21 protein-coding genes are annotated in these 17,110 nt (G+C 63.0%); 10 read left to right on the top strand and 11 right to left on the bottom strand.

All coding sequences use genetic code 11. From position 1 onward, the window contains the following. Nucleotides 1-14: 14 nt before the first annotated feature. Nucleotides 15-1,367: a L,D-transpeptidase gene (locus V1290_RS11605; protein ID WP_334368996.1), complete on the top strand. Its 1,353-nt coding sequence runs from the start codon at nt 15-17 to the stop codon at nt 1,365-1,367. Nucleotides 1,368-1,559: 192 nt separating this feature from the next. Then, entirely contained in the window at nt 1,560-2,525 is a 966-nt protein-coding gene (locus V1290_RS11600) for an NAD-dependent epimerase/dehydratase family protein (protein ID WP_334364527.1), read from the top strand. A gap of 255 nt (nt 2,526-2,780) precedes the next feature. On the opposite strand, the gene V1290_RS11595 is transcribed toward V1290_RS11600, so the two are convergent. Together V1290_RS11595 and V1290_RS11590 are read right to left on the bottom strand one after the other, a co-directional pair. Beyond that, complete coding sequence (locus V1290_RS11595) at nt 2,781-3,740, bottom strand: D-2-hydroxyacid dehydrogenase family protein (protein WP_334364526.1); 960 nt, start codon at nt 3,738-3,740, stop codon at nt 2,781-2,783. Between the two features lie 142 nt (nt 3,741-3,882). Continuing rightward, a complete protein-coding gene (locus V1290_RS11590; RefSeq protein WP_334364525.1) occupies nt 3,883-4,077 on the bottom strand; it encodes a hypothetical protein in 195 nt (64 codons plus the stop codon). Between the two features lie 230 nt (nt 4,078-4,307). Here V1290_RS11590 and ettA point away from each other — a divergent pair, with 230 nt between their 5' ends. The 3 genes from ettA (at nt 4,308) to V1290_RS11575 (ending at nt 7,943) form a co-directional block, all read left to right on the top strand. Next, nucleotides 4,308-5,957: an energy-dependent translational throttle protein EttA gene (ettA, locus tag V1290_RS11585; RefSeq protein ID WP_334364524.1), complete on the top strand. Its 1,650-nt coding sequence runs from the start codon at nt 4,308-4,310 to the stop codon at nt 5,955-5,957. A gap of 127 nt (nt 5,958-6,084) precedes the next feature. Next, nucleotides 6,085-6,675: a TIGR00645 family protein gene (locus V1290_RS11580; protein ID WP_028347030.1), complete on the top strand. Its 591-nt coding sequence runs from the start codon at nt 6,085-6,087 to the stop codon at nt 6,673-6,675. Further along, complete coding sequence (locus V1290_RS11575) at nt 6,675-7,943, top strand: lytic murein transglycosylase (RefSeq protein WP_334364523.1); 1,269 nt, start codon at nt 6,675-6,677, stop codon at nt 7,941-7,943. The genes V1290_RS11580 and V1290_RS11575 overlap by 1 nt, the downstream gene beginning before the upstream one ends. A gap of 120 nt (nt 7,944-8,063) precedes the next feature. Here the strand turns inward: V1290_RS11575 and V1290_RS11570 are convergent, their stop codons facing one another. Both V1290_RS11570 and V1290_RS11565 read right to left on the bottom strand, forming a co-directional pair. Continuing rightward, entirely contained in the window at nt 8,064-8,336 is a 273-nt protein-coding gene (locus V1290_RS11570; protein ID WP_057841791.1) for a hypothetical protein, read from the bottom strand. A gap of 257 nt (nt 8,337-8,593) precedes the next feature. Then, nucleotides 8,594-8,905, bottom strand: a complete 312-nt coding sequence (locus V1290_RS11565) for a hypothetical protein (RefSeq protein WP_057841790.1) — start codon at nt 8,903-8,905, stop codon at nt 8,594-8,596. A 432-nt stretch (nt 8,906-9,337) separates the two neighbouring features. Here V1290_RS11565 and V1290_RS11560 point away from each other — a divergent pair, with 432 nt between their 5' ends. Together V1290_RS11560 and bfr are read left to right on the top strand one after the other, a co-directional pair. Further along, complete coding sequence (locus V1290_RS11560) at nt 9,338-9,613, top strand: (2Fe-2S)-binding protein (RefSeq protein WP_334364522.1); 276 nt, start codon at nt 9,338-9,340, stop codon at nt 9,611-9,613. 150 nt (nt 9,614-9,763) lie between these two features. Further along, the gene (gene bfr / locus V1290_RS11555) at nt 9,764-10,249 is read left to right on the top strand and encodes a bacterioferritin (protein ID WP_334364521.1); all 486 of its coding nucleotides are present in this window, start codon (nt 9,764-9,766) and stop codon (nt 10,247-10,249) included. 213 nt (nt 10,250-10,462) lie between these two features. Here bfr and V1290_RS11550 read toward each other — a convergent pair whose 3' ends face one another. The 4 genes from V1290_RS11550 to V1290_RS11535 all read right to left on the bottom strand — a co-directional run bounded on the left by V1290_RS11550 (nt 10,463) and on the right by V1290_RS11535 (nt 13,058). Beyond that, nucleotides 10,463-11,119, bottom strand: coding sequence for an MSMEG_1061 family FMN-dependent PPOX-type flavoprotein (locus tag V1290_RS11550; protein ID WP_442893667.1), 657 nt, complete (start codon nt 11,117-11,119; stop codon nt 10,463-10,465). 6 nt (nt 11,120-11,125) lie between these two features. Further along, on the bottom strand, nt 11,126-11,479 hold the full coding sequence (locus tag V1290_RS11545) for a hypothetical protein (protein WP_334364519.1): 354 nt from the start codon (nt 11,477-11,479) through the stop codon (nt 11,126-11,128). 193 nt (nt 11,480-11,672) lie between these two features. Then, nucleotides 11,673-12,737, bottom strand: coding sequence for an alpha/beta fold hydrolase (locus tag V1290_RS11540; protein WP_334364518.1), 1,065 nt, complete (start codon nt 12,735-12,737; stop codon nt 11,673-11,675). Between the two features lie 81 nt (nt 12,738-12,818). Next, complete coding sequence (locus V1290_RS11535; protein WP_334364517.1) at nt 12,819-13,058, bottom strand: DUF2188 domain-containing protein; 240 nt, start codon at nt 13,056-13,058, stop codon at nt 12,819-12,821. A gap of 130 nt (nt 13,059-13,188) precedes the next feature. Between V1290_RS11535 and V1290_RS11530 the strand changes: the two genes are divergently transcribed. Then, complete coding sequence (locus V1290_RS11530; protein ID WP_028347019.1) at nt 13,189-13,455, top strand: DUF2277 domain-containing protein; 267 nt, start codon at nt 13,189-13,191, stop codon at nt 13,453-13,455. Between the two features lie 10 nt (nt 13,456-13,465). On the opposite strand, the gene V1290_RS11525 is transcribed toward V1290_RS11530, so the two are convergent. Beyond that, nucleotides 13,466-13,774, bottom strand: coding sequence for a hypothetical protein (locus V1290_RS11525; RefSeq protein ID WP_334364516.1), 309 nt, complete (start codon nt 13,772-13,774; stop codon nt 13,466-13,468). 273 nt (nt 13,775-14,047) lie between these two features. On the opposite strand from V1290_RS11525, the gene V1290_RS11520 reads away from it, so the two are divergent. Continuing rightward, nucleotides 14,048-15,103 (top strand): medium chain dehydrogenase/reductase family protein, encoded by a 1,056-nt coding sequence (locus V1290_RS11520; protein WP_334364515.1) that lies wholly within the window; start codon nt 14,048-14,050, stop codon nt 15,101-15,103. A gap of 206 nt (nt 15,104-15,309) precedes the next feature. On the opposite strand, the gene V1290_RS11515 is transcribed toward V1290_RS11520, so the two are convergent. Continuing rightward, nucleotides 15,310-15,462 carry a hypothetical protein gene (locus tag V1290_RS11515; protein WP_156438217.1) on the bottom strand — a complete coding sequence of 51 codons (153 nt, stop codon included), beginning with the start codon at nt 15,460-15,462 and terminating at the stop codon, nt 15,310-15,312. Nucleotides 15,463-15,713: 251 nt separating this feature from the next. Here V1290_RS11515 and V1290_RS11510 point away from each other — a divergent pair, with 251 nt between their 5' ends. Beyond that, nucleotides 15,714-15,911 (top strand): hypothetical protein, encoded by a 198-nt coding sequence (locus V1290_RS11510; protein WP_334364514.1) that lies wholly within the window; start codon nt 15,714-15,716, stop codon nt 15,909-15,911. Between the two features lie 21 nt (nt 15,912-15,932). Here V1290_RS11510 and V1290_RS11505 read toward each other — a convergent pair whose 3' ends face one another. After that, entirely contained in the window at nt 15,933-17,105 is a 1,173-nt protein-coding gene (locus V1290_RS11505) for a cytochrome P450 (protein WP_334364513.1), read from the bottom strand. Nucleotides 17,106-17,110 lie beyond the last annotated feature (5 nt).

Raw genomic sequence — 17,110 nt, 5'->3', positions numbered from 1 at the left:
TCTATACAAAGGCGATGATGAACAACCGCATTTTGACGATTTGTGCCGCCATTGCCGCTGGCATGGCGGGAACTTCGCTCGCCCATGCGCAGAGCTATCCGTCAGCTCCCGGCCAGACCTATTCGACAGCTCCGGGACCGTACGTGCCCGGTGGCTATGCGGTTGACGATCGCCGCCCCGGCGACCCTGATTTCGACGGACTGGAAGACGACGAGGCGCCGAACGCGCCGAGTTCGGCTGCGTTGCCGCCGCCCGGCCCGGTGCTGTCGCCCAGCGATCCCCGTTATGGCCGCCCGGCGCCCGCCCCGGTCTATTCGGACCGCGGCGCCCCGGTGCCCACCGGCCCCATCCTTTCTCCGGACGACCCGCGCTATGGCCGGCCGGCCGCTGGCCCGGCCTATTCGGACCGTGGCGCCGCGACGCCGACGGGCCCGATCCTTTCGCCCGACGATCCGCGTTACGGCCGCCCGGCCGGTCCGCCGCCGGTCATCTATGCGGACCGCCCGCCTGGTGCGCAGCAGCCGGTCTATTCGGACCGCGGCGATAGCCGCATTCCCGGCGCCGGTATCGTCTATCCGAACGACGACCGCGCCGGCCTGCGCCCGCCGGGGGCCATCGGCGCTGCACCGGCGGCCGCGCCCGCCGCCACTGGCGCGCTCCCGCAGTCGCAGCAACCCGCCGTTGGAGCTGATGGCAAGCCGGTGCAACTCGCCGCGCTGCCGCCGGAAGAGCAGCCGGAAGTCGGCCCTGCGCAGCTTCCGCCGCATCTGCGCCGCCAGGAAGTGGCCTTCACGACCAAGGAGCCCGCGGGCACCATCGTCGTCGATACCGCCAATACCCACCTCTACTACGTGCTCGGTGGCGGACGTGCGATTCGCTACGGCGTCCGCGTCGGCCGCGACGGCTTCACCTGGAACGGCGTGCAGAAGATCAGCCGCAAGGCCGAGTGGCCGGACTGGCATCCGCCGACCGAGATGATCGAGCGCCAGCCCTATCTGCCGCGCTTCATGGCCGGCGGCCCCGGCAATCCGCTCGGCGCACGTGCAATGTATCTGGGTTCGACCATCTACCGCATCCACGGCACCAACCAGCCTTCGACGATCGGCAAGTTCGTCTCCTCGGGCTGTATCGGCATGCTGAACGAGGACGTCTCCGACCTGTTCGAGCGCGCCAAGGTCGGTACCCGCGTGGTGGTGATGCCGGGCGGCCCTCCGCCCGCCAATACCGCTAGCGCGTCAGCCGCTCCGCCGCCCGCCGCTGGCCCGGCTGCCGCAGCCCCCCGTCCGGCACAGGCCCAACTGGCGCCCGCTCCCAGTGCGCAGCCGGCGGTGGTGCCGCCGCTGCCCGCGCCGGTCACGATTCGGTAAGAGTCTCAGTCACAACGACGTTTCGAAGGCGCGCCCACGGCGCGCCTTTTTGTTGTCGATCCGCGCGCGATGCGGCTTGGCCTTTGCGGAACAAGTCCGGGTGGGCCTTCAGCCACATTCGCGCGCTTGAATTCACATTTCCTTCGACTACCTGCCGGCCATAATTGTGGGGCAGCAGCAGGAGGATTTGCCATGCGGATCTTTGTTGCAGGCGCCACTGGCGCTGTGGGCCGTCCACTCGTTGCCGCCCTGATTGCGGCCGGTCATTCCGTCGTTGGCACGACGCGAACGACGGCGAAGGCCGCGATCATCAGACGGATGGGCGCGGAACCTGCTATCGCCGATGGGCTCGACGCGTCGGCCATTCGCGCCGCAGTGCTTGCAGCGAAGCCGGATGTCATCATCGACCAGATGACCGATCTTGCCGGGGTCACGGATCTCAGACATTTCGATCGTGCGTTCGCCAGCACCAATCGATTGCGCACGCAGGGCACCGATTTTCTGTTGGCGGCTGCCCGTGGGGCCGGCGTGAAGCGCCTCATCGCCCAGAGCTTCTGCGGCTGGACCTACGGCCGCAGCGGCGACCCGATCAAGACGGAGGCCGATCCGCTCGATTTCGATCCGCCGGAACAACTGCGCCGCACGCTGGACGCGATTCAGTATCTGGAGGACGCCGTCACCAGCTCGGCGAATCTCGAAGGGATCGTCCTGCGATATGGATCGTTCTATGGCCCCGACACCGGCATGCTCTCACGCGCGATGATCGCACAGGTGCAGCGCCGCCGCGTGCCGCTGATCGGCGGCGGTGGCGGAAGGTGGTCGTTCATCCATGTCGATGATGCGGCGTCCGCTACCGTCGCTGCCATCGAGCGCGGCATATCAGGCGAAATCTACAGCATCGTCGACGACGACCCTGCGCCGGTCGGCGAGTGGCTGCCTGCGCTTGCCACGCTGGTCGGAGCCAGGCCGCCGATTCGCGTGCCGGCTTGGCTCGGCCGGTTGTTCGCCGGCGAGCACCTGGTTTCCATGATGACCGAGGTGCAGGCAAGCTCCAACGCCAAGGCCAGGCGGGAGCTAGGCTGGCAGCCGGCGCATCCGTCGTGGCGTCAGGGATTTGCAGAGGTCGCCAGCGGCGCAACCACGCAGCACGCAGCGTAAGCGTGACTAAAGCTTGGTGAAATTAGATTTGACTGCGACCACGCAGAAGGTGCGCTCCCTCTCCCGCTTGCGGGGGAGGGCTCGGGTGGGGGTGTCTCCGCGGGCGATACTGCCCGAGTGGAGAGAGCCCCCACCCGGCGCTCCGCGCCGACCTCCCCCGCAAGCGGACGCTCGGAGTCTCGATGCCAGCGGCTGCCTGCTACTTTGCATGGGGTTGTTTTCGATGTTTTTGGTTGGGAGCGAGATCGGCCATTCTCAGGCGAGCCGCTGCTTCGGCTCGCCGTTGAACCAGGCGTCGATGCCTTCCACCATCTGCTGATAGTGGTTTCGAAAACTGTCCTCGGTGACGTAGCCGAGATGCGGCGTCAGCACCATGTTGTCGAGCTTGCGGAAGGGATGGTCGACCGGCAGCGGCTCGACCGAGAACACGTCGACGCCGGCGCCCGCGATCATCTTTTGCGTCAGCGCTTCCAATAGCGCGTCTTCGTCGACGATCGGCCCGCGCGCGGTGTTGACGAGATAGGCGGTCGGTTTCATCCGCGCGAGGTCATCGCGTCCGACCAGCCCGCGCGTGCGCTGGCTCAGCACCACATGGATGGTGACGATGTCGGCGGTCGAGAACAGCTCTTCCTTGCTCACATAACTGACGCCGACTTCCTTGCACTTTTCAGCAGTCAGGTTCTGGCTCCAGGCGATAACGTTCATGCCGAAGGCCTGCGCCAGCTTCGATACTTTGGTGCCGAGCTTGCCGAGGCCGATCACCCCGAGCGTGCGACCCTCGATCTCCATGCCGACATGTGCCTGCAACGGCTCGCCGGCATGCATGCGGGCGTTTTCGCGGCCGATATTGCGGGTCAGCTCCAGGATCAGGCCCATGGTCAGCGGCGCCGTCGGGTCGCGGCCCCATTTCGTGCCGCACAGCACCACCTTATGGTCCTTGGCGGCCTCCATATCGATGGCGGCATTGCGCAAGCCCGAGGTGATCAGGAGTTTTAGGTTGGGCAGGCCTGCAAACATGGTGCGCGGGAACGGGGTGCGCTCGCGCATCGCACAGATGATCTCGAAATCCTTGAGCGCGGCGGCCGCGGCTTCCGCGTTCGCAAACGGCTGGTTGAATACCGTGATGTCGACACGGTCGGTGACCTTGGACCAGTCGGCGACCTTAAGCGCCACATTGAGATAGTCGTCGAGGATTGCACAGCGCAGCCGCGTCATTTGAGAGGTCCGTTGATGGCGAGGATGACGGCGGGAAACGCCGTCGGAAAGGTCGCCATGGTTGCGCGCAATCGGTAGCGGCGCAAGCGGACTAAACGCAGGGCAGGCTCAAATGCAGGGCAGGCTCAAAAACCAGGAAATCTCAGTTCGAATGGCCGGGATGCTTGGCGCGCCAGGCCGGTCCCGGGCCGCGCATATAGTGCAGTTCCGGGCGGTAGGGGTTGAACGCCCTGGCCACGAACTGGCGCCAGAAAGCGCGGAGTTCTGCCAACGGTTTTGCCAGTCCGGCGCTTGCATGAGCCGGGGCGGAAAGGGATGCCGAAGCGATCGTAGCCATGACGCGGGCCCTTGTTTTCAAGACGCCTTTTTCGGCGCTGAAAACGAGTTTTCGCCTGATTTATTAAAAGATAGTTTCAATTGTCGGGATCTCGGCGGACATGGTGACGATCCCGTATTCATCCGTGGTGAACGGATGGAAAACGCCCCGCCGCGGTTGCCCTTTGGGGGCCGCGCCGCTACATCAGCGGCAGCAAATTTCCGTAAAATCCAACGATTCCAAGGATCGCGATGGCTCGCCAATTCATCTATTTCATGCAGGGTCTGACCAAGAGCTACCCGACCCGAAAGGTGCTCGATAACATCCATCTGAGCTTCTACCCGGACGCCAAGATCGGCGTGCTCGGCGTCAACGGTTCCGGTAAGTCGACCCTGCTCAAGATTATGGCTGGTCTCGACAAGGAATATACCGGCGAGGCCTGGGTCGCCGAGGGCGCCCGCGTCGGCTACCTCGAGCAGGAGCCGCACCTGGACCCTGCGCTTACCGTCCGCGAAAACGTCATGCTGGGCGTCGCCAAGAAGAAGGCGATCCTCGAACGCTACAACGAGCTGGCGATGAACTATTCGGACGAAACCGCCGATGAGATGACCAAATTGCAAGACGAGATCGAGGCCGCGAGTCTCTGGGATCTCGACAGCAAGGTCGACCAGGCGATGGACGCGCTGCGCTGCCCGCCCGACGATTCCGACGTGACAAAACTCTCCGGCGGCGAGCGCCGCCGCGTCGCGCTGTGCAAATTGCTGCTCGATCAGCCGGACCTCTTGCTGCTGGACGAGCCGACCAACCACCTCGATGCCGAGTCGGTGTCGTGGCTGGAAGGCCACCTGCGCAATTATCCCGGCGCGATCCTGATCGTGACCCACGACCGCTACTTCCTCGACAACGTCACGGGCTGGATCCTCGAGCTCGACCGCGGCCGCGGCATTCCCTACGAGGGCAATTATTCGTCCTGGCTGGTGCAGAAGCAGAAGCGCCTCGAGCAGGAGGGCCGCGAGGAGGCCGCGCACCAGAAGACGCTGGCCCGCGAGCAGGAATGGATCGCGTCCTCACCGAAGGCACGCCAGGCCAAGTCCAAGGCGCGCTATCAGCGCTATGAGGAGTTGCTCAAGCAGGCGAGCGAGAAGCAGACTCAGACCGCGCAGATCACCATTCCCGTGGCCGAGCGCCTCGGCCAGAACGTGGTCGATTTCGAAGGGCTCACCAAGGGGTTCGGCGACCGCGTGCTGATCGACGATCTCACCTTCAAGCTGCCGCCGGGCGGCATCGTCGGCGTGATCGGCCCCAACGGCGCCGGCAAGACCACGCTGTTCCGCATGATCACCGGGCAGGAAGAGCCGGACAAGGGCACCATCACCGTCGGCGAGAGCGTCCACCTCGGCTACGTCGACCAGTCGCGCGACGATCTCGACGGCAAGAAGACGGTGTGGGAAGAGATTTCCGGCGGCAACGAACTGATCCTGCTCGGCAAGCGCGAGGTCAATTCGCGCGGCTATTGCTCGTCGTTCAATTTCAAGGGCGCCGACCAGCAGAAGAAGGTCGGCGCGCTGTCGGGCGGTGAGCGCAACCGCGTGCATCTGGCCAAGATGCTCAAATCAGGCGCCAACGTGCTGCTGCTCGACGAACCGACCAACGACCTCGACGTCGATACGCTGCGCGCGCTGGAAGAGGCGCTGGAGGATTTCGCCGGCTGTGCCGTCATCATCAGCCACGATCGCTGGTTCCTCGACCGCATCGCCACCCACATCCTGTCCTTCGAAGGCGACAGCCATGTCGAATGGTTCGAAGGCAACTTCCAGGATTACGAAAAGGACAAGATGCGCCGGCTCGGCCAGGACAGCATCATTCCCCACCGCGTGAAGTACAAGAAGCTGACGAGGTGAACCAATCGGGCGATTGCATGATTAGTGTCCTGCTTGTGCTGCGGCCAGTTGTCGCTTCACACGGCGGTGACAGTGCGTAGATATAGGCTTCATTCCGCAGTTCCAATCCTCCAGCGAGCCACCTCTGATGTCCCTTACCCCCGAAACACCCTTGCCGCCGAAAGGTAAGGGGAAGGCATTGCGCCCTGTTCCGATGCTGATCTTCGGCTCGCGGTGGCTGCAATTGCCGCTTTACGTCGGCCTGATCGTGGCGCAAGGCGTCTATGTCGTGCTGTTTCTGAAGGAGCTGTGGCATCTGTTCGCCCATGCCTTCGATTTCAGCGAGCAGCAGATCATGCTGGCGGTGCTGGGCCTGATCGACGTCGTCATGATCTCGAACCTGCTGGTGATGGTGATCGTCGGCGGTTATGAGACCTTCGTCTCCCGTCTCAACCTGCAGGGCCATCCCGATGAGCCGGAATGGCTCAGTCACGTCAACGCCAGCGTGCTCAAGATCAAGCTGGCGATGGCGATCATCGGCATCTCCTCGATCCATCTCTTGCGGACCTTCATCGAGGCCGGTGCACTGGCGTCGGGAAAAAGCGTCTACACCGAAACTGGCGTCATGTGGCAGACCATCATTCACACGGTCTTCATTCTGTCGGCCATCGGCATTGCCTATGTCGACCGGGTGTCGAACATGGCTATCGACGAAGCAAAGCGCGCCACTTCGCATTGATGGGCGGCCTGTCGATCATCGGATTTTCAGCTTTGCGAACGAGGGCGGCTGCCGCAGTTCTGATAGTGGCTGCGGTGACGCTCGCCGCGTCGCAACCGGCGTTCGCCGCCGACGCCGCCTTCACCCAGTTCGTCGCTTCGCTATGGCCGGAGGCGCAGGCGGCCGGCGTGTCGCGCGCGACGTTCGATCGCGAAACGCAAGGACTGGAGCCTGACTACAAACTGCCCGATCTCTTGCTGCCCGGGCGGCCGCCCACCGGCGCGCCGTCGCAGGCCGAATTTGTGCAGGTGCCGGCCGACTATGTGAAGGAATCCTCGATCGCGCGGCTGGCGGCCGAGGGGCAGAAGCTGATGCAGAAGCATCGCGCCGCTCTCACCGAGATCGAAAAGCGCTTTGGCGTTCCTGCATCCATCGTGCTCGCGATCTGGGGCCGCGAGACTGATTTCGGCCGCTACCGGTTGCCGCACGATATGCTCCGCGTGGTCGCGACGCAGGCTTATGTCGGCCGGCGCAAGGATCAGTATCGCACCGAGTTCATTCAGGCGCTCAAACTTCTCGGCGAGGGCGCGGTGGCGCGCAAGGATTTCCGCTCGTCCTGGGCCGGCGCCACCGGCCTCACCCAGTTCCTGCCGTCCGAATACTACAAGCACGGCATCGATCTCGACGGCGACGGTCGTGTCGACATCTGGAATTCCGTGCCGGACGCGCTGGCGTCCGCCGCGCAGCAGCTCGTCAACAAGGGCTGGCAGGCGGGCGTGCGCTGGGCCTATGAGGTCAAGGCGCCCGCCAATGCCGATTGCACCATGGGCGTGCCCGAGGTGACGAAGCCGATCGCCGAGTGGCTGCGCGCCGGCTTTGTGCCGGTGCGCGGACAAAGGCTGAGTGCGGCCGAACAGGCGCAGCCGGCCTCGCTATTGCAGGTGGAGGGCATCTACGGCCCGTCGTTCCTCACGACGAAGAACTATTTCGTCATCAAGGAATACAATTTCTCCGATCTGTATGTGCTGTTCGTCGGCCATCTCGCTGACCGCATGACGAGCCCGCTACCGTTCGCAACCCCGTGGTCGGCCTCGACGCAGTTGCGCTCCGCCGATGTCGAGGCCATGCAGCGTCATTTGACGCGCATCGGTCTCTACAACGACAAGCTCGACGGCAAGGCGGGCATGCAGACCCGTGCGGCATTGGGCGCGTATCAGAAGTCGGCGGGCCTCAAGGTCGATTGCTGGCCGAGCGAAGCGGTGCTGCGTTCGATGAGCGCGGGCCGATAGTCACCCTCCCCCTCCAGGGGAGGGTGAGCAAACATCCGGATTTCTGTGGCGAAAACAAAAGGCCCGGCCGAGATATCGGCCGGGCCTTGATCAACACGCGCAGATCGCGCTGATGTCAGATCAGTGGCAGACCTCGACGCGGCGATAGCGCCAGTCGTAGCCATCCCAGAAGCGCTCGCGAACCATGCGGCACGCCGGATAGGGCGCCTCTTCCACATACACCGGACCGCCGTAAGCCGGGCGGCTGGAGGCGATCGCGCCACCGATGATCGCGCCGCCGAGCAAGCCGGCCGCCACACCTGCGGCAACGCCACGCTGTGCGCTCGCGGGCGTCGAGGCAAGCGAACCGGCAATCGTTGCGACCGCGACGAAGGCAGCAAATGTCTTCTTCATGTCCTGGGCTCTCCTGGAGTGACGCCTTCGGGCGCCGGGTTTAGGGGATGACTCACACGCTGTTTCGAACTGCCGCTCCGCTAAAAAAGCGCACATGGGTCAATCGAAAGTAAACGTCTTCAAACGGTCGTCGAAAAAAGCGGTCTTTTTCGGGCCGGAAATCGCATACACCCCGGAAAAGCACTGCCTTTTCCGGGGTGTCGGGTGCAATTTAATGAAGATGAACGGCAGCTCGAGCGTTTTCGAGCGAAGCGGCTCTAGTCGCAGACCCTGACGTTGCGGACCCGCCAGCCATAGCCATCCCAGAACCGCTGTCGCTGCCAGATGCAGGACTCGCCGTAGCCGGGATCGACGACATAGGCCGGGCCGCCATAACCGGGCTCATAGTAGCCCGGGCCGTAATAGTAGCCGTTCTGCGAAGCAATCGCGCCGCCGACAATGGCGCCGCCGATCAATCCGGCGGCGACGCCTGCCGCAACGCCGCGCTGCGCCTGGGCGGGAGCGGGAACAGCCACGGCCGAAACGGCCAACGCGGCGGCGGCGCCGAGCGCCATCAATGTCTTCTTCATGGCCTCACCTTTCTCGTGGAGCAAACGACGTTAAGTTCCGTCCCGGCAAAAGTTCCACATTTCGCTTGAATGATCAATGAACGGCCGCGCAGGGCGGGGGCGACGAAACGGGAAGTGAGGCAGGTCACGGTGCGAAGACACCGAAATGTTCTTCTTTTTCCTTGAACGCAGGACACGGCGACGAGGAGCGGAATCACGGTATTCATGCTGGCGGGCGCTGAGCGGAGGCGGCGGCAGCAGTGGCGGCGACTGATGCCGGAAACATCGGGAGATCAGCGCCCATTTGATCTACCGCAACACCGCCTTTTAGATTCATTCCAGTATTTCCCCGGCATCAGTTTGGAATTGCTTGAAAATGCGGCTTTTCCTTTTGCATCTCGCAGCTCTCTTCCATATCGATGAGCAGGCATCACCAAGGGTTCTACCGGTTTCATGATCGTCTGTTCCTGCAACGTCCTGAGCGACCACGATGTCCGTAATGCTGTGACTGCAGCTTCGGATCTGCCGCGAAATCCCAAGCAGATTTACGGGTGCCTCGGCTGCAGTGCCGAATGCGGCCGCTGCGCGCGCACCATCAAGACCATCATCGATGAAGCGCTCGGCGCCTGCGCCAAGGAGTGCTGCTCCGGTTGCCCACACACGCGCCAGGCCGCCAACGACGAGCCGGCGCAGGAAACCGCTCCGGCCTTCGCCCTCGCGGCCTGCTGAAATCCGTCTGAAATCCCTTCGAATTTCCCCGATTTCCCCGGTTCCCGCCGCATTTTTGCGCGGAACAGTTGCTCTTGGCTCCAAACTGATTTAGAAGCGTTCTAAATACAGTGTCAGGCCGTGTCGGCCTGAGGAAATTGGAGTGGACCCATGCAGGGCGATCCCAAGGTCATCGACTATCTCAACAAGGGCCTGCGCAGCGAGCTCACCGCGATCAACCAGTACTGGCTGCACTACCGGCTCCTGAACAATTGGGGCCTTTTGGATTTTGCCAAGGTCTGGCGCAAGGAATCCATCGAGGAGATGGAGCACGCAGACAAGTTCACCGACCGGATCCTGTTCCTCGACGGCTTTCCCAACATGCAGGTGCTCGATCCGCTCCGGATCGGCCAGAACGTCAGGGAAATCATCGAATGCGATCTCGCAACTGAGATGACCGCGCGCACGCTCTATCAGGAAGCGGCGACCTACTGCCATGGCGTGAAGGATTACGTCTCGCGCGACTTGTTCGAGACCGTGATGAAGGACGAGGAACATCACATCGACTTCCTCGAAACCCAGCTTGACCTGATCCAGCGCATCGGGCTTGAGCTCTACACCCAGAAGCACGTCGGCGGCCTCGAGAACGGGGACTGACTTTCATACCCTCCCCTTGGAGCGGGAGGGGCGGCTCGTATGAGCGAAGCGAATGCAAGACGGGGCGGGGTGACGGTCTCTCCACTCGGGGGCTGATCGAGCGGAGAGACCGTCACCCCACCCCGCCGCTCATTTCATGAGCGCCGACCCCCGAGCGAGCTTCGCTCGTCCGGACCCCTCCAGGGGGGTGATCAGGATCCTGCCGAGACAATCCTACAACTGCGTCTTGTAGCGCTCGTAGATCTCCGCCTGGCTTTCGCGCTCGCCAAGTCCGGTCTGGTCGTGGATCACTTCGCCGATGCTCGGCATCACCGAGCGTTCGACCTGCGTGGCCGCCCACAGTTTCGAGCGCATCAGCGCCTTGCCACAGTGGAAATAGGCTTCCCTCACGTCGATATGCAGCACCGCGCGCGGCGGCTTGCCGAATTCGATCATCGACGCCATCAGCTCCGGATCGACGGATAGCTTGCCCTTGCCGCCGACGCGCAGCGTCTCGTCGATCCCGGGCACGAAGAAGATCAACTGTACGAAGCCCGAGCCCTCGACGATGTTGCGAAAGCTGTCGATGCGGTTGTTGCCCGAGCGATCCGGCATCAAGAGCAGGTTCGGTCCCGCGACATGGACGAAGCCGGGATTGCCGCCACGCGGCGATGCATCGACGCTGCCGTCCGAACCTGAGGTGGCGAGCACACAGAACGGCGACATGCCGATGAATTTTTTCGCATGCGCGTCGATCTCCGGCCGCGCCTTGGCGACCACGCGCGGCGTGGGAGCGGGATAGATCGTGGCGAGGTCGCCAGGGGCAAGATCGGACAAGGGCGGCTCCTTTCGATTTTCCTTCAGATTATCATCCGCCGGTGCCACCGTCATCTTGGACTAGACCGCGTCCGCCGGCACGAAGCAGCTAATGATGATGCTGCCGCGGTGGTGCACGTACCACACCACGGCTTCGCCGACCGGGTTGCCCTGGTCGCGAATGACCGCGCGCTCGGGCACCTGCATCCATTGGCCCTCGATCGGCACCCAATAGGCCCCGTCGCGAACGTCGTAGCTGGTGCGATGCCCGTCCGACTCATCGCAGCATGGCACGCCGTTCGGCGCGATCACGCTCTTGAACCAGGCGCGGATATCCGGCGGCACGTGGTCGTACTGGCCCCTGTCGACAGCGAGTGCTGCGCCGGCCAGCACCGAAAGGCAGACGAGCAAGCCGAATGGCGCAAGCCTTCGCATCCGATCCTCCGCTGCGTTGCCTCTTCCTCGCGACGGCGCATGCCGCTCACGATTCGTAATCTGAGGACAATTCAAGCGGAGCCCGCTTGTCGATGCACGCTCAAATAATGAGCGATGTGAGCGAAGCAGACTTGATGCGGTGCGAAATCATGGCTTCTTGCGCGCGGATTGTGCCCTTTCCAAAGGCCCAGGCTTACATCGCCCGTTGCGGCGCGCTCTGCAGCAACTCCTGCAGCTCCTTCTTGTAGAACTTCGCATTGCCGGTGGTGAGATGGCCGCGCGTCTCGCTGGAGGCCGGGATCAGGAACAGGCGTCCGTTCTTGACGCGCTTCATCGCTGCCTCGGTGACGCCGGTTTCCGGCGGATTGCGCTCGTCGTCGGCGGCATTGATCAAGAGCAGCGTGGCCTCGATCTTCTCGAGCGAAGGCGCCGGATTGTAATCGTGCGAGGCTTCCCACTGGTAGATGAAGTCGTTGGCATCGGCGGTAACAGCGGTTGCCAGCCGGTCGTCGACCATCTTGTCGGCCTTCGCCGCCGTCGGCGCCAGCGCCTGATAGGCCAGCGTGCCGCCGCCGGTCGCAATGCCGAAGGCGTTGATGGCGTACTTCATCATGCGCGGCTGGGTGATGTAATTGCCGCGATTGTAATCGGGATCGTTCTTGATGGTCTCCAGCATCATCCGCCGCAGCATCCAGTTGCGCGCCGCCATCTCGGTCGGCTGCGAGGCCATCGGCACCAGCGCGTCCATGAAGTCAGGATATTTGCCGCCCCAGATCCAGGTGTGCATGCCGCCCATCGAATTGCCGATCACGAGCCGCACGTGCTTCACGCCGAGTCCTTCCGTGACCAGGCGATGCTGCGCGTCGACCATATCCTCGTAATTGTATTTCGGAAACGCCGTCTTCATGCCGTCGGAAGGCTTTGACGATTTGCCATGGCCGACGCTATCCGGAATGATGATGTAATATTTCGCGGCATCGAGCGGCTGGCCGGGGCCGAACAACTCCCCGCCGAATCCGGCCGTCAGCATGCTGGCCGCCGAGCCGCCCGAGCCGTGCAACACCAGCACGGGCTGACCGGTCGGCTCGCCGATCGTGGTGTAGTGCAACCGCAATTCCGGCATCGTCTCGCCAGTGTGGAATTTGAAATTCTTGGCGATCCAGTCGCCCTGCTTGGGTGCGGGATAATCGGCGGCGAAGGCGGTGATGGAGGTCAGGGCCAATGCGGCGGCCGAAAAGGCGGCGTGCGAAAAATTCATCATGGTCTCCCCAAAAACTGCGGCCGTCTTTGCGGACCGCTTGACAGGGGAACCTAGCACACCAGACCGCCGAACAATGCACTAACCTTCCACTTCGGTTTCCGGCCGGTCATTGCCGGCGGCGGTCTCCGACCGCCATTTTCCATCATCGGTTTCGTATTCGATCACCTCGGTGCGCCCGGGCACGCGCTGCTCGGCGGCCGCGCGCCGGGCGGCTGCCAGCGCCGTGGCGCGGTTCGGAAACGGCTCGGAAAACACGCCGTTGACGGTGTAGGCCCAGCCGCCGTCATGTTCGACGATCTTGTAGATCACGTGGGGCATCGGGAACTCGCTGCTTGCAGGTGCCGACAGGGGTGAACACGCCGCTAGTTTCATGACAGAATAAGCCTAGCCGTCGGATTTTGCACCGGCCGTTCGTCCTTGATCGAAGACCTCTGCAGAAGAGAGAACCATGTGCCGTAACATCAAGACCCTGTTCAATTTCGATCCCCCGGCCACGCACGCGGAGATCCATGCCTCCGCGCTGCAATTCGTGCGCAAGCTCTCCGGCTTCAATTCGCCCTCGCAGGCGAACGCCGAGGCGTTCAACCGCGCGGTTTCCGAAGTCTCCGACAGCGCGCGGCGTCTGCTCGCCTCGCTGCAGACCAACGCGCCGCCGCGCGACCGCGAGGTCGAGGCCGAGAAGGCGAGGGAGCGGTCGCGGGCGCGGTTCGGGTAGGGGCGTGGGCTCATCGACGCGAATGACATTTCGGAAGTCGCGTCGCCCTGCTGAACGCCGCGCGGACAGCCTCATTTGCCGGCCAGCCGCAGAGGATGCCCAATGGAATTCCCATCCACCATGATGCGCGGAAACCCACGATTGCAAAGCGAATGCGATCAGGAACGTGAAGATCGATCACTCGAAACTGAATAAACTTGAACTTCGTGTAGTATTCCGGCGAGACGGAGTAGCTAATCTGATCGTGTATCATGCCGAACAAGGCGGCGGCCGCAACTGCCGCAGGCAGGAACACAAGAAAGACGCCGATTTTCTTCACGGCCAAGGCTCTGCTTTTCAAGAATCGCAATCAATCACCTGCGCTTTCGGCCTGCGCCGGTTAATCACCGGTATAAGCGGTAGCGGTAGTGCCTGCATTGAATCCGAGCGTCTGGAATTGGCCCCTTTGAGACGTGCCTCCGGACTCTAAACATGTCTGCTTTTTGAGGTAGACCGGAAGTGGCCTGCGCGCCGTCAGAACGACGCAACTGACCCATGACGGACATGTACGTTCGACAAGCGGTCAACCCGTCGCTATATTCGACGCATGGCGTTGCAATACATTCGTATCGCTCGGTTCGGCGGCCCCGAGGTCCTAGAACTGGCGGAACAGCCGACAATTCCCCAGCCCGGCCATGGCGAGGTCCGCATCAAGGTGCTCGCTGCCGGCACCGGCTTCACCGATACCTTCATCCGGCGCGGCCGTTACCCAGACTTCAAGGGGCCACTGCCGTTCACCCCGGGTTACGACCTTGTCGGCGTCGTCGAAGAGGCCGGACCCGGCGTGCCTGCCCAGCTCACCGGACAGTTGGTTGCTGATCTCTGTGTCGTCGGTGGGTACGCACAGTATGCGATCCGCCCCGCGCGCTTTCTCGTGCCGGTCCCCGATGGCGTCGATCCCGCCGAAGCCGTGTGCATCCCGCTGGCCTATCTCACCGCCTACCAAATGCTCACCCGATACGGTCGCCTACCGCGCGGAGCAACTATCCTCGTAATTGGTGCCTCTGGCACGGTCGGCACGGCGCTACTCGATCTGGCGCGCCATCTCGGCCTGAAGGCGATTGGCACTTGCTCGGCGACCAACATGGCTGTGGTAGAGCGCTTCGGCGCAACGGCGATCGACTATCGCGCCGGCGACTTCGTCGCGGCTGTGCGCGGGCTCACCGCAGGGCGTGCGGGCGGGGTCGGCGTCGATGCAGCCTTCGATGCGATTGGCGGCGCGCATTTCGCGCGGTCATTCGCTTGCCTCGCACCCGGCGGCCTACTCGTCGGCTACGGTGCCCAGACAATGGCAGTTGGCGGCGCAGGCTTGGCGTCAGCGGCACTCGGTTTGGCGCGGCTCAAACTGTGGAACGCATTGAGCGGTCTGTTTGGCGGCCGTCACGCCGTGTTCTACAACATCACCTCACGCCGATCAGCGCACCCAGAAGATTTCAAAGCTGACATGGTCACGCTGTTCGACCTACTTCGCGACCGCGCTATCCATCCCGTAGTTATCGACCGTCTGCCTCTCGCGGCCGCGCGCGAGGCCCACACCCGCATCGATGCCGGCGGACTCGGCGGTAAGATCGTGCTTCTACCCTGGCCCCAAGGCGTGATTTCAGGATGATCGCCTTTGAGACTTTCTCGTCTGCAAGTGCCAAGGTCTGGAATTGGCCCTTTTGAGACATGCCGACCGGCCCTGGCGATGTCCGTTCACCGGGGTACACCGGAAGTCTTCGTCAGACGGTGAAAACGACGCTTTTGACCCATTGCGGTCTTCGCTCCAGCAGACCTAATGGCAAGGGCTACGATTAGGCTGCCTCAGTTGGCGCCCTATGGTGGCGTGTAAGGAGCAGGCGTGAACAAGCAGGCCTCTTCCGCTCCTCCTTTGAGACGACAGTCCCAAAACTTCTCGACCATGATGCCCGCAATGATGATGGACAGCACTACCAGGCAAAACACCGCCAGCCGATTATCTGCTTTCATTCTCTCGCCTCACTTAGCGGCACGTCTATAGACCCGACCCCTGTAGATGCGGTTACTGCATGTTCGCTTATTGGCCCTTTCGGACCTCACGCGATGTCCGATGTGAGTCCGGAGCGCGCATCAAAGCGGAAGTCCGCCAACCACTCTGGATTTTGTGGGTTCATAGCCTCGACGCAGCGTGACGCTGCTCACGGTGCGGCGAGGTCGCAGCGCTCATGGTGCCATCCATCGCCAGCCATCGGAGGGGTATCATGGATCAGGCAACGCGGTTGAAGCTCGGCGCCATCTTCTTCACGATCTTCTGGGTCGGCGGAATGTTGTGGTGGAGCGGCGAGTATCATCCCGCCAATATCATCATTCTCTCGGTTTGCGGCGCGCTGGCCGGCTATTTCTGGTACCGCGCGATGCATTGGTCGTTCCGCCGCATGCGGCTCTTGCCGCACGATTGATGCCTGCGCGGCAGAGAGACGCTAGTTCGCATCCCACTTCACCGGAAGATTGAGCAACCCCCGAAACGCCCACCCGCCGATCCGCACTGGTTCGCGCTCGTCCAGCCGCAGGCCTTGCAGCCGCGCGAACAGGCCCGGCAACGCCACGTCGGCCACCATGGCGCGCGAGGCGAACGCGCCGGCGCAATAATGCGGGCCGGCGCCGAAGGCGATGCTTTTTTGCGTATCGCGCGTGATGTCGAAACGGTCGGGGTGGTTGAAACAGGCCTCGTCGCGGTTGGCCGATCCGAACATGAAGAACACGCGGTCCTCCGGTTCGAAGTCGACGCCGTGATACGTCCACGGTTTTGCGACGCGGCGCGGCGACATCTGGATCGGCGCGATCCAGCGCGCATACTCCTCGAACACGTCGATCCACTTTGCTTTTCCCTCGCGCACCAGCGCGAGTTGATCGGGATGCGTCAGCAAGGCCCAGGTCGCGCCTGATATCGCATCGCGCGGCTCGTTCTGGCCGCCGGAGATCGCGAGCTTGATGTTGGCGCGGATGCTCTCCATGTTCTGGCCTGATGCCAGCAGCACGCTCAGGATCGAGGTGTTGGGGTGTTTCTTCACCACCGGAATCATGTCGTCGATCGCAGCATCAATGCCGGCGGTCGCGGCATGGCAGCGCGCCTCGACCTCCTTGTTGCCGGTATAGTTGGCGATGCCATCGATCATCGCCTGCGACCATGCGTCCATGTCCTGGTAGCGCATGTTGGTCAGCCCGGTGACGTCTTTTAAGCATTCGGCCGACAGCGGCAGCGCGAACGCCTTGCAGAGATCGGCGGAGCCTTGCGGCACGAGCTCATCAAGGATGCGGTCGGCATGGGCTTGGAATTGCCGGATCCAGGTATCGCGCACCGTGCGCGGCGAGACGGCGGGAAACATCGCCTGCCGCTCCGTCATGTGCGCTTCGCCGTCCTTGCGCATCATGTTGTGGCCCATCAGCACGTTCATCAGCCCGTTCGGCTGATGCGAGGAGAACACGTCGATGCGCTTCTCCTGGGTAAAGATGTCGTCGCGCCGGGTGAACACGGTCGAGCCGAGCTGCGGCACGAACGCGATCGGCGTCTCTTTCCGCATCTTCGCCAGCGCGGGATAGGGATCGGCCCAGAAGGCGGGGACGTCGATGTCGAAATGCGGGGCATTGGACATGATGA

This window comes from Bradyrhizobium sp. AZCC 1578, from assembly GCF_036924675.1.
GTDB lineage: Bacteria > Pseudomonadota > Alphaproteobacteria > Rhizobiales > Xanthobacteraceae > Bradyrhizobium.
The sequence above is the reverse complement of the archived record's forward strand: the minus strand, read 5'-3'. Positions and strand labels throughout refer to the sequence as shown.

Excerpts from the sequence above, each read along its gene's own strand:
- V1290_RS11605 (WP_334368996.1), top strand. The coding sequence starts at position 15 with ATGATGAACAACCGCATTTTGACGATTTGTGCCGCCATTGCCGCTGGC.
- V1290_RS11600 (WP_334364527.1), top strand. The coding sequence starts at position 1,560 with ATGCGGATCTTTGTTGCAGGCGCCACTGGCGCTGTGGGCCGTCCACTC.
- V1290_RS11595 (WP_334364526.1), bottom strand. The coding sequence starts at position 3,740 with ATGACGCGGCTGCGCTGTGCAATCCTCGACGACTATCTCAATGTGGCG.
- V1290_RS11590 (WP_334364525.1), bottom strand. The coding sequence starts at position 4,077 with ATGGCTACGATCGCTTCGGCATCCCTTTCCGCCCCGGCTCATGCAAGC.
- ettA (WP_334364524.1), top strand. The coding sequence starts at position 4,308 with ATGGCTCGCCAATTCATCTATTTCATGCAGGGTCTGACCAAGAGCTAC.
- V1290_RS11580 (WP_028347030.1), top strand. The coding sequence starts at position 6,085 with ATGTCCCTTACCCCCGAAACACCCTTGCCGCCGAAAGGTAAGGGGAAG.
- V1290_RS11575 (WP_334364523.1), top strand. The coding sequence starts at position 6,675 with ATGGGCGGCCTGTCGATCATCGGATTTTCAGCTTTGCGAACGAGGGCG.
- V1290_RS11570 (WP_057841791.1), bottom strand. The coding sequence starts at position 8,336 with ATGAAGAAGACATTTGCTGCCTTCGTCGCGGTCGCAACGATTGCCGGT.
- V1290_RS11565 (WP_057841790.1), bottom strand. The coding sequence starts at position 8,905 with ATGAAGAAGACATTGATGGCGCTCGGCGCCGCCGCCGCGTTGGCCGTT.
- V1290_RS11560 (WP_334364522.1), top strand. The coding sequence starts at position 9,338 with ATGATCGTCTGTTCCTGCAACGTCCTGAGCGACCACGATGTCCGTAAT.
- bfr (WP_334364521.1), top strand. The coding sequence starts at position 9,764 with ATGCAGGGCGATCCCAAGGTCATCGACTATCTCAACAAGGGCCTGCGC.
- V1290_RS11550 (WP_442893667.1), bottom strand. The coding sequence starts at position 11,119 with ATGACGGTGGCACCGGCGGATGATAATCTGAAGGAAAATCGAAAGGAG.
- V1290_RS11545 (WP_334364519.1), bottom strand. The coding sequence starts at position 11,479 with ATGCGAAGGCTTGCGCCATTCGGCTTGCTCGTCTGCCTTTCGGTGCTG.
- V1290_RS11540 (WP_334364518.1), bottom strand. The coding sequence starts at position 12,737 with ATGAATTTTTCGCACGCCGCCTTTTCGGCCGCCGCATTGGCCCTGACC.
- V1290_RS11535 (WP_334364517.1), bottom strand. The coding sequence starts at position 13,058 with ATGCCCCACGTGATCTACAAGATCGTCGAACATGACGGCGGCTGGGCC.
- V1290_RS11530 (WP_028347019.1), top strand. The coding sequence starts at position 13,189 with ATGTGCCGTAACATCAAGACCCTGTTCAATTTCGATCCCCCGGCCACG.
- V1290_RS11515 (WP_156438217.1), bottom strand. The coding sequence starts at position 15,462 with ATGAAAGCAGATAATCGGCTGGCGGTGTTTTGCCTGGTAGTGCTGTCC.
- V1290_RS11510 (WP_334364514.1), top strand. The coding sequence starts at position 15,714 with ATGGATCAGGCAACGCGGTTGAAGCTCGGCGCCATCTTCTTCACGATC.
- V1290_RS11505 (WP_334364513.1), bottom strand. The coding sequence starts at position 17,105 with ATGTCCAATGCCCCGCATTTCGACATCGACGTCCCCGCCTTCTGGGCC.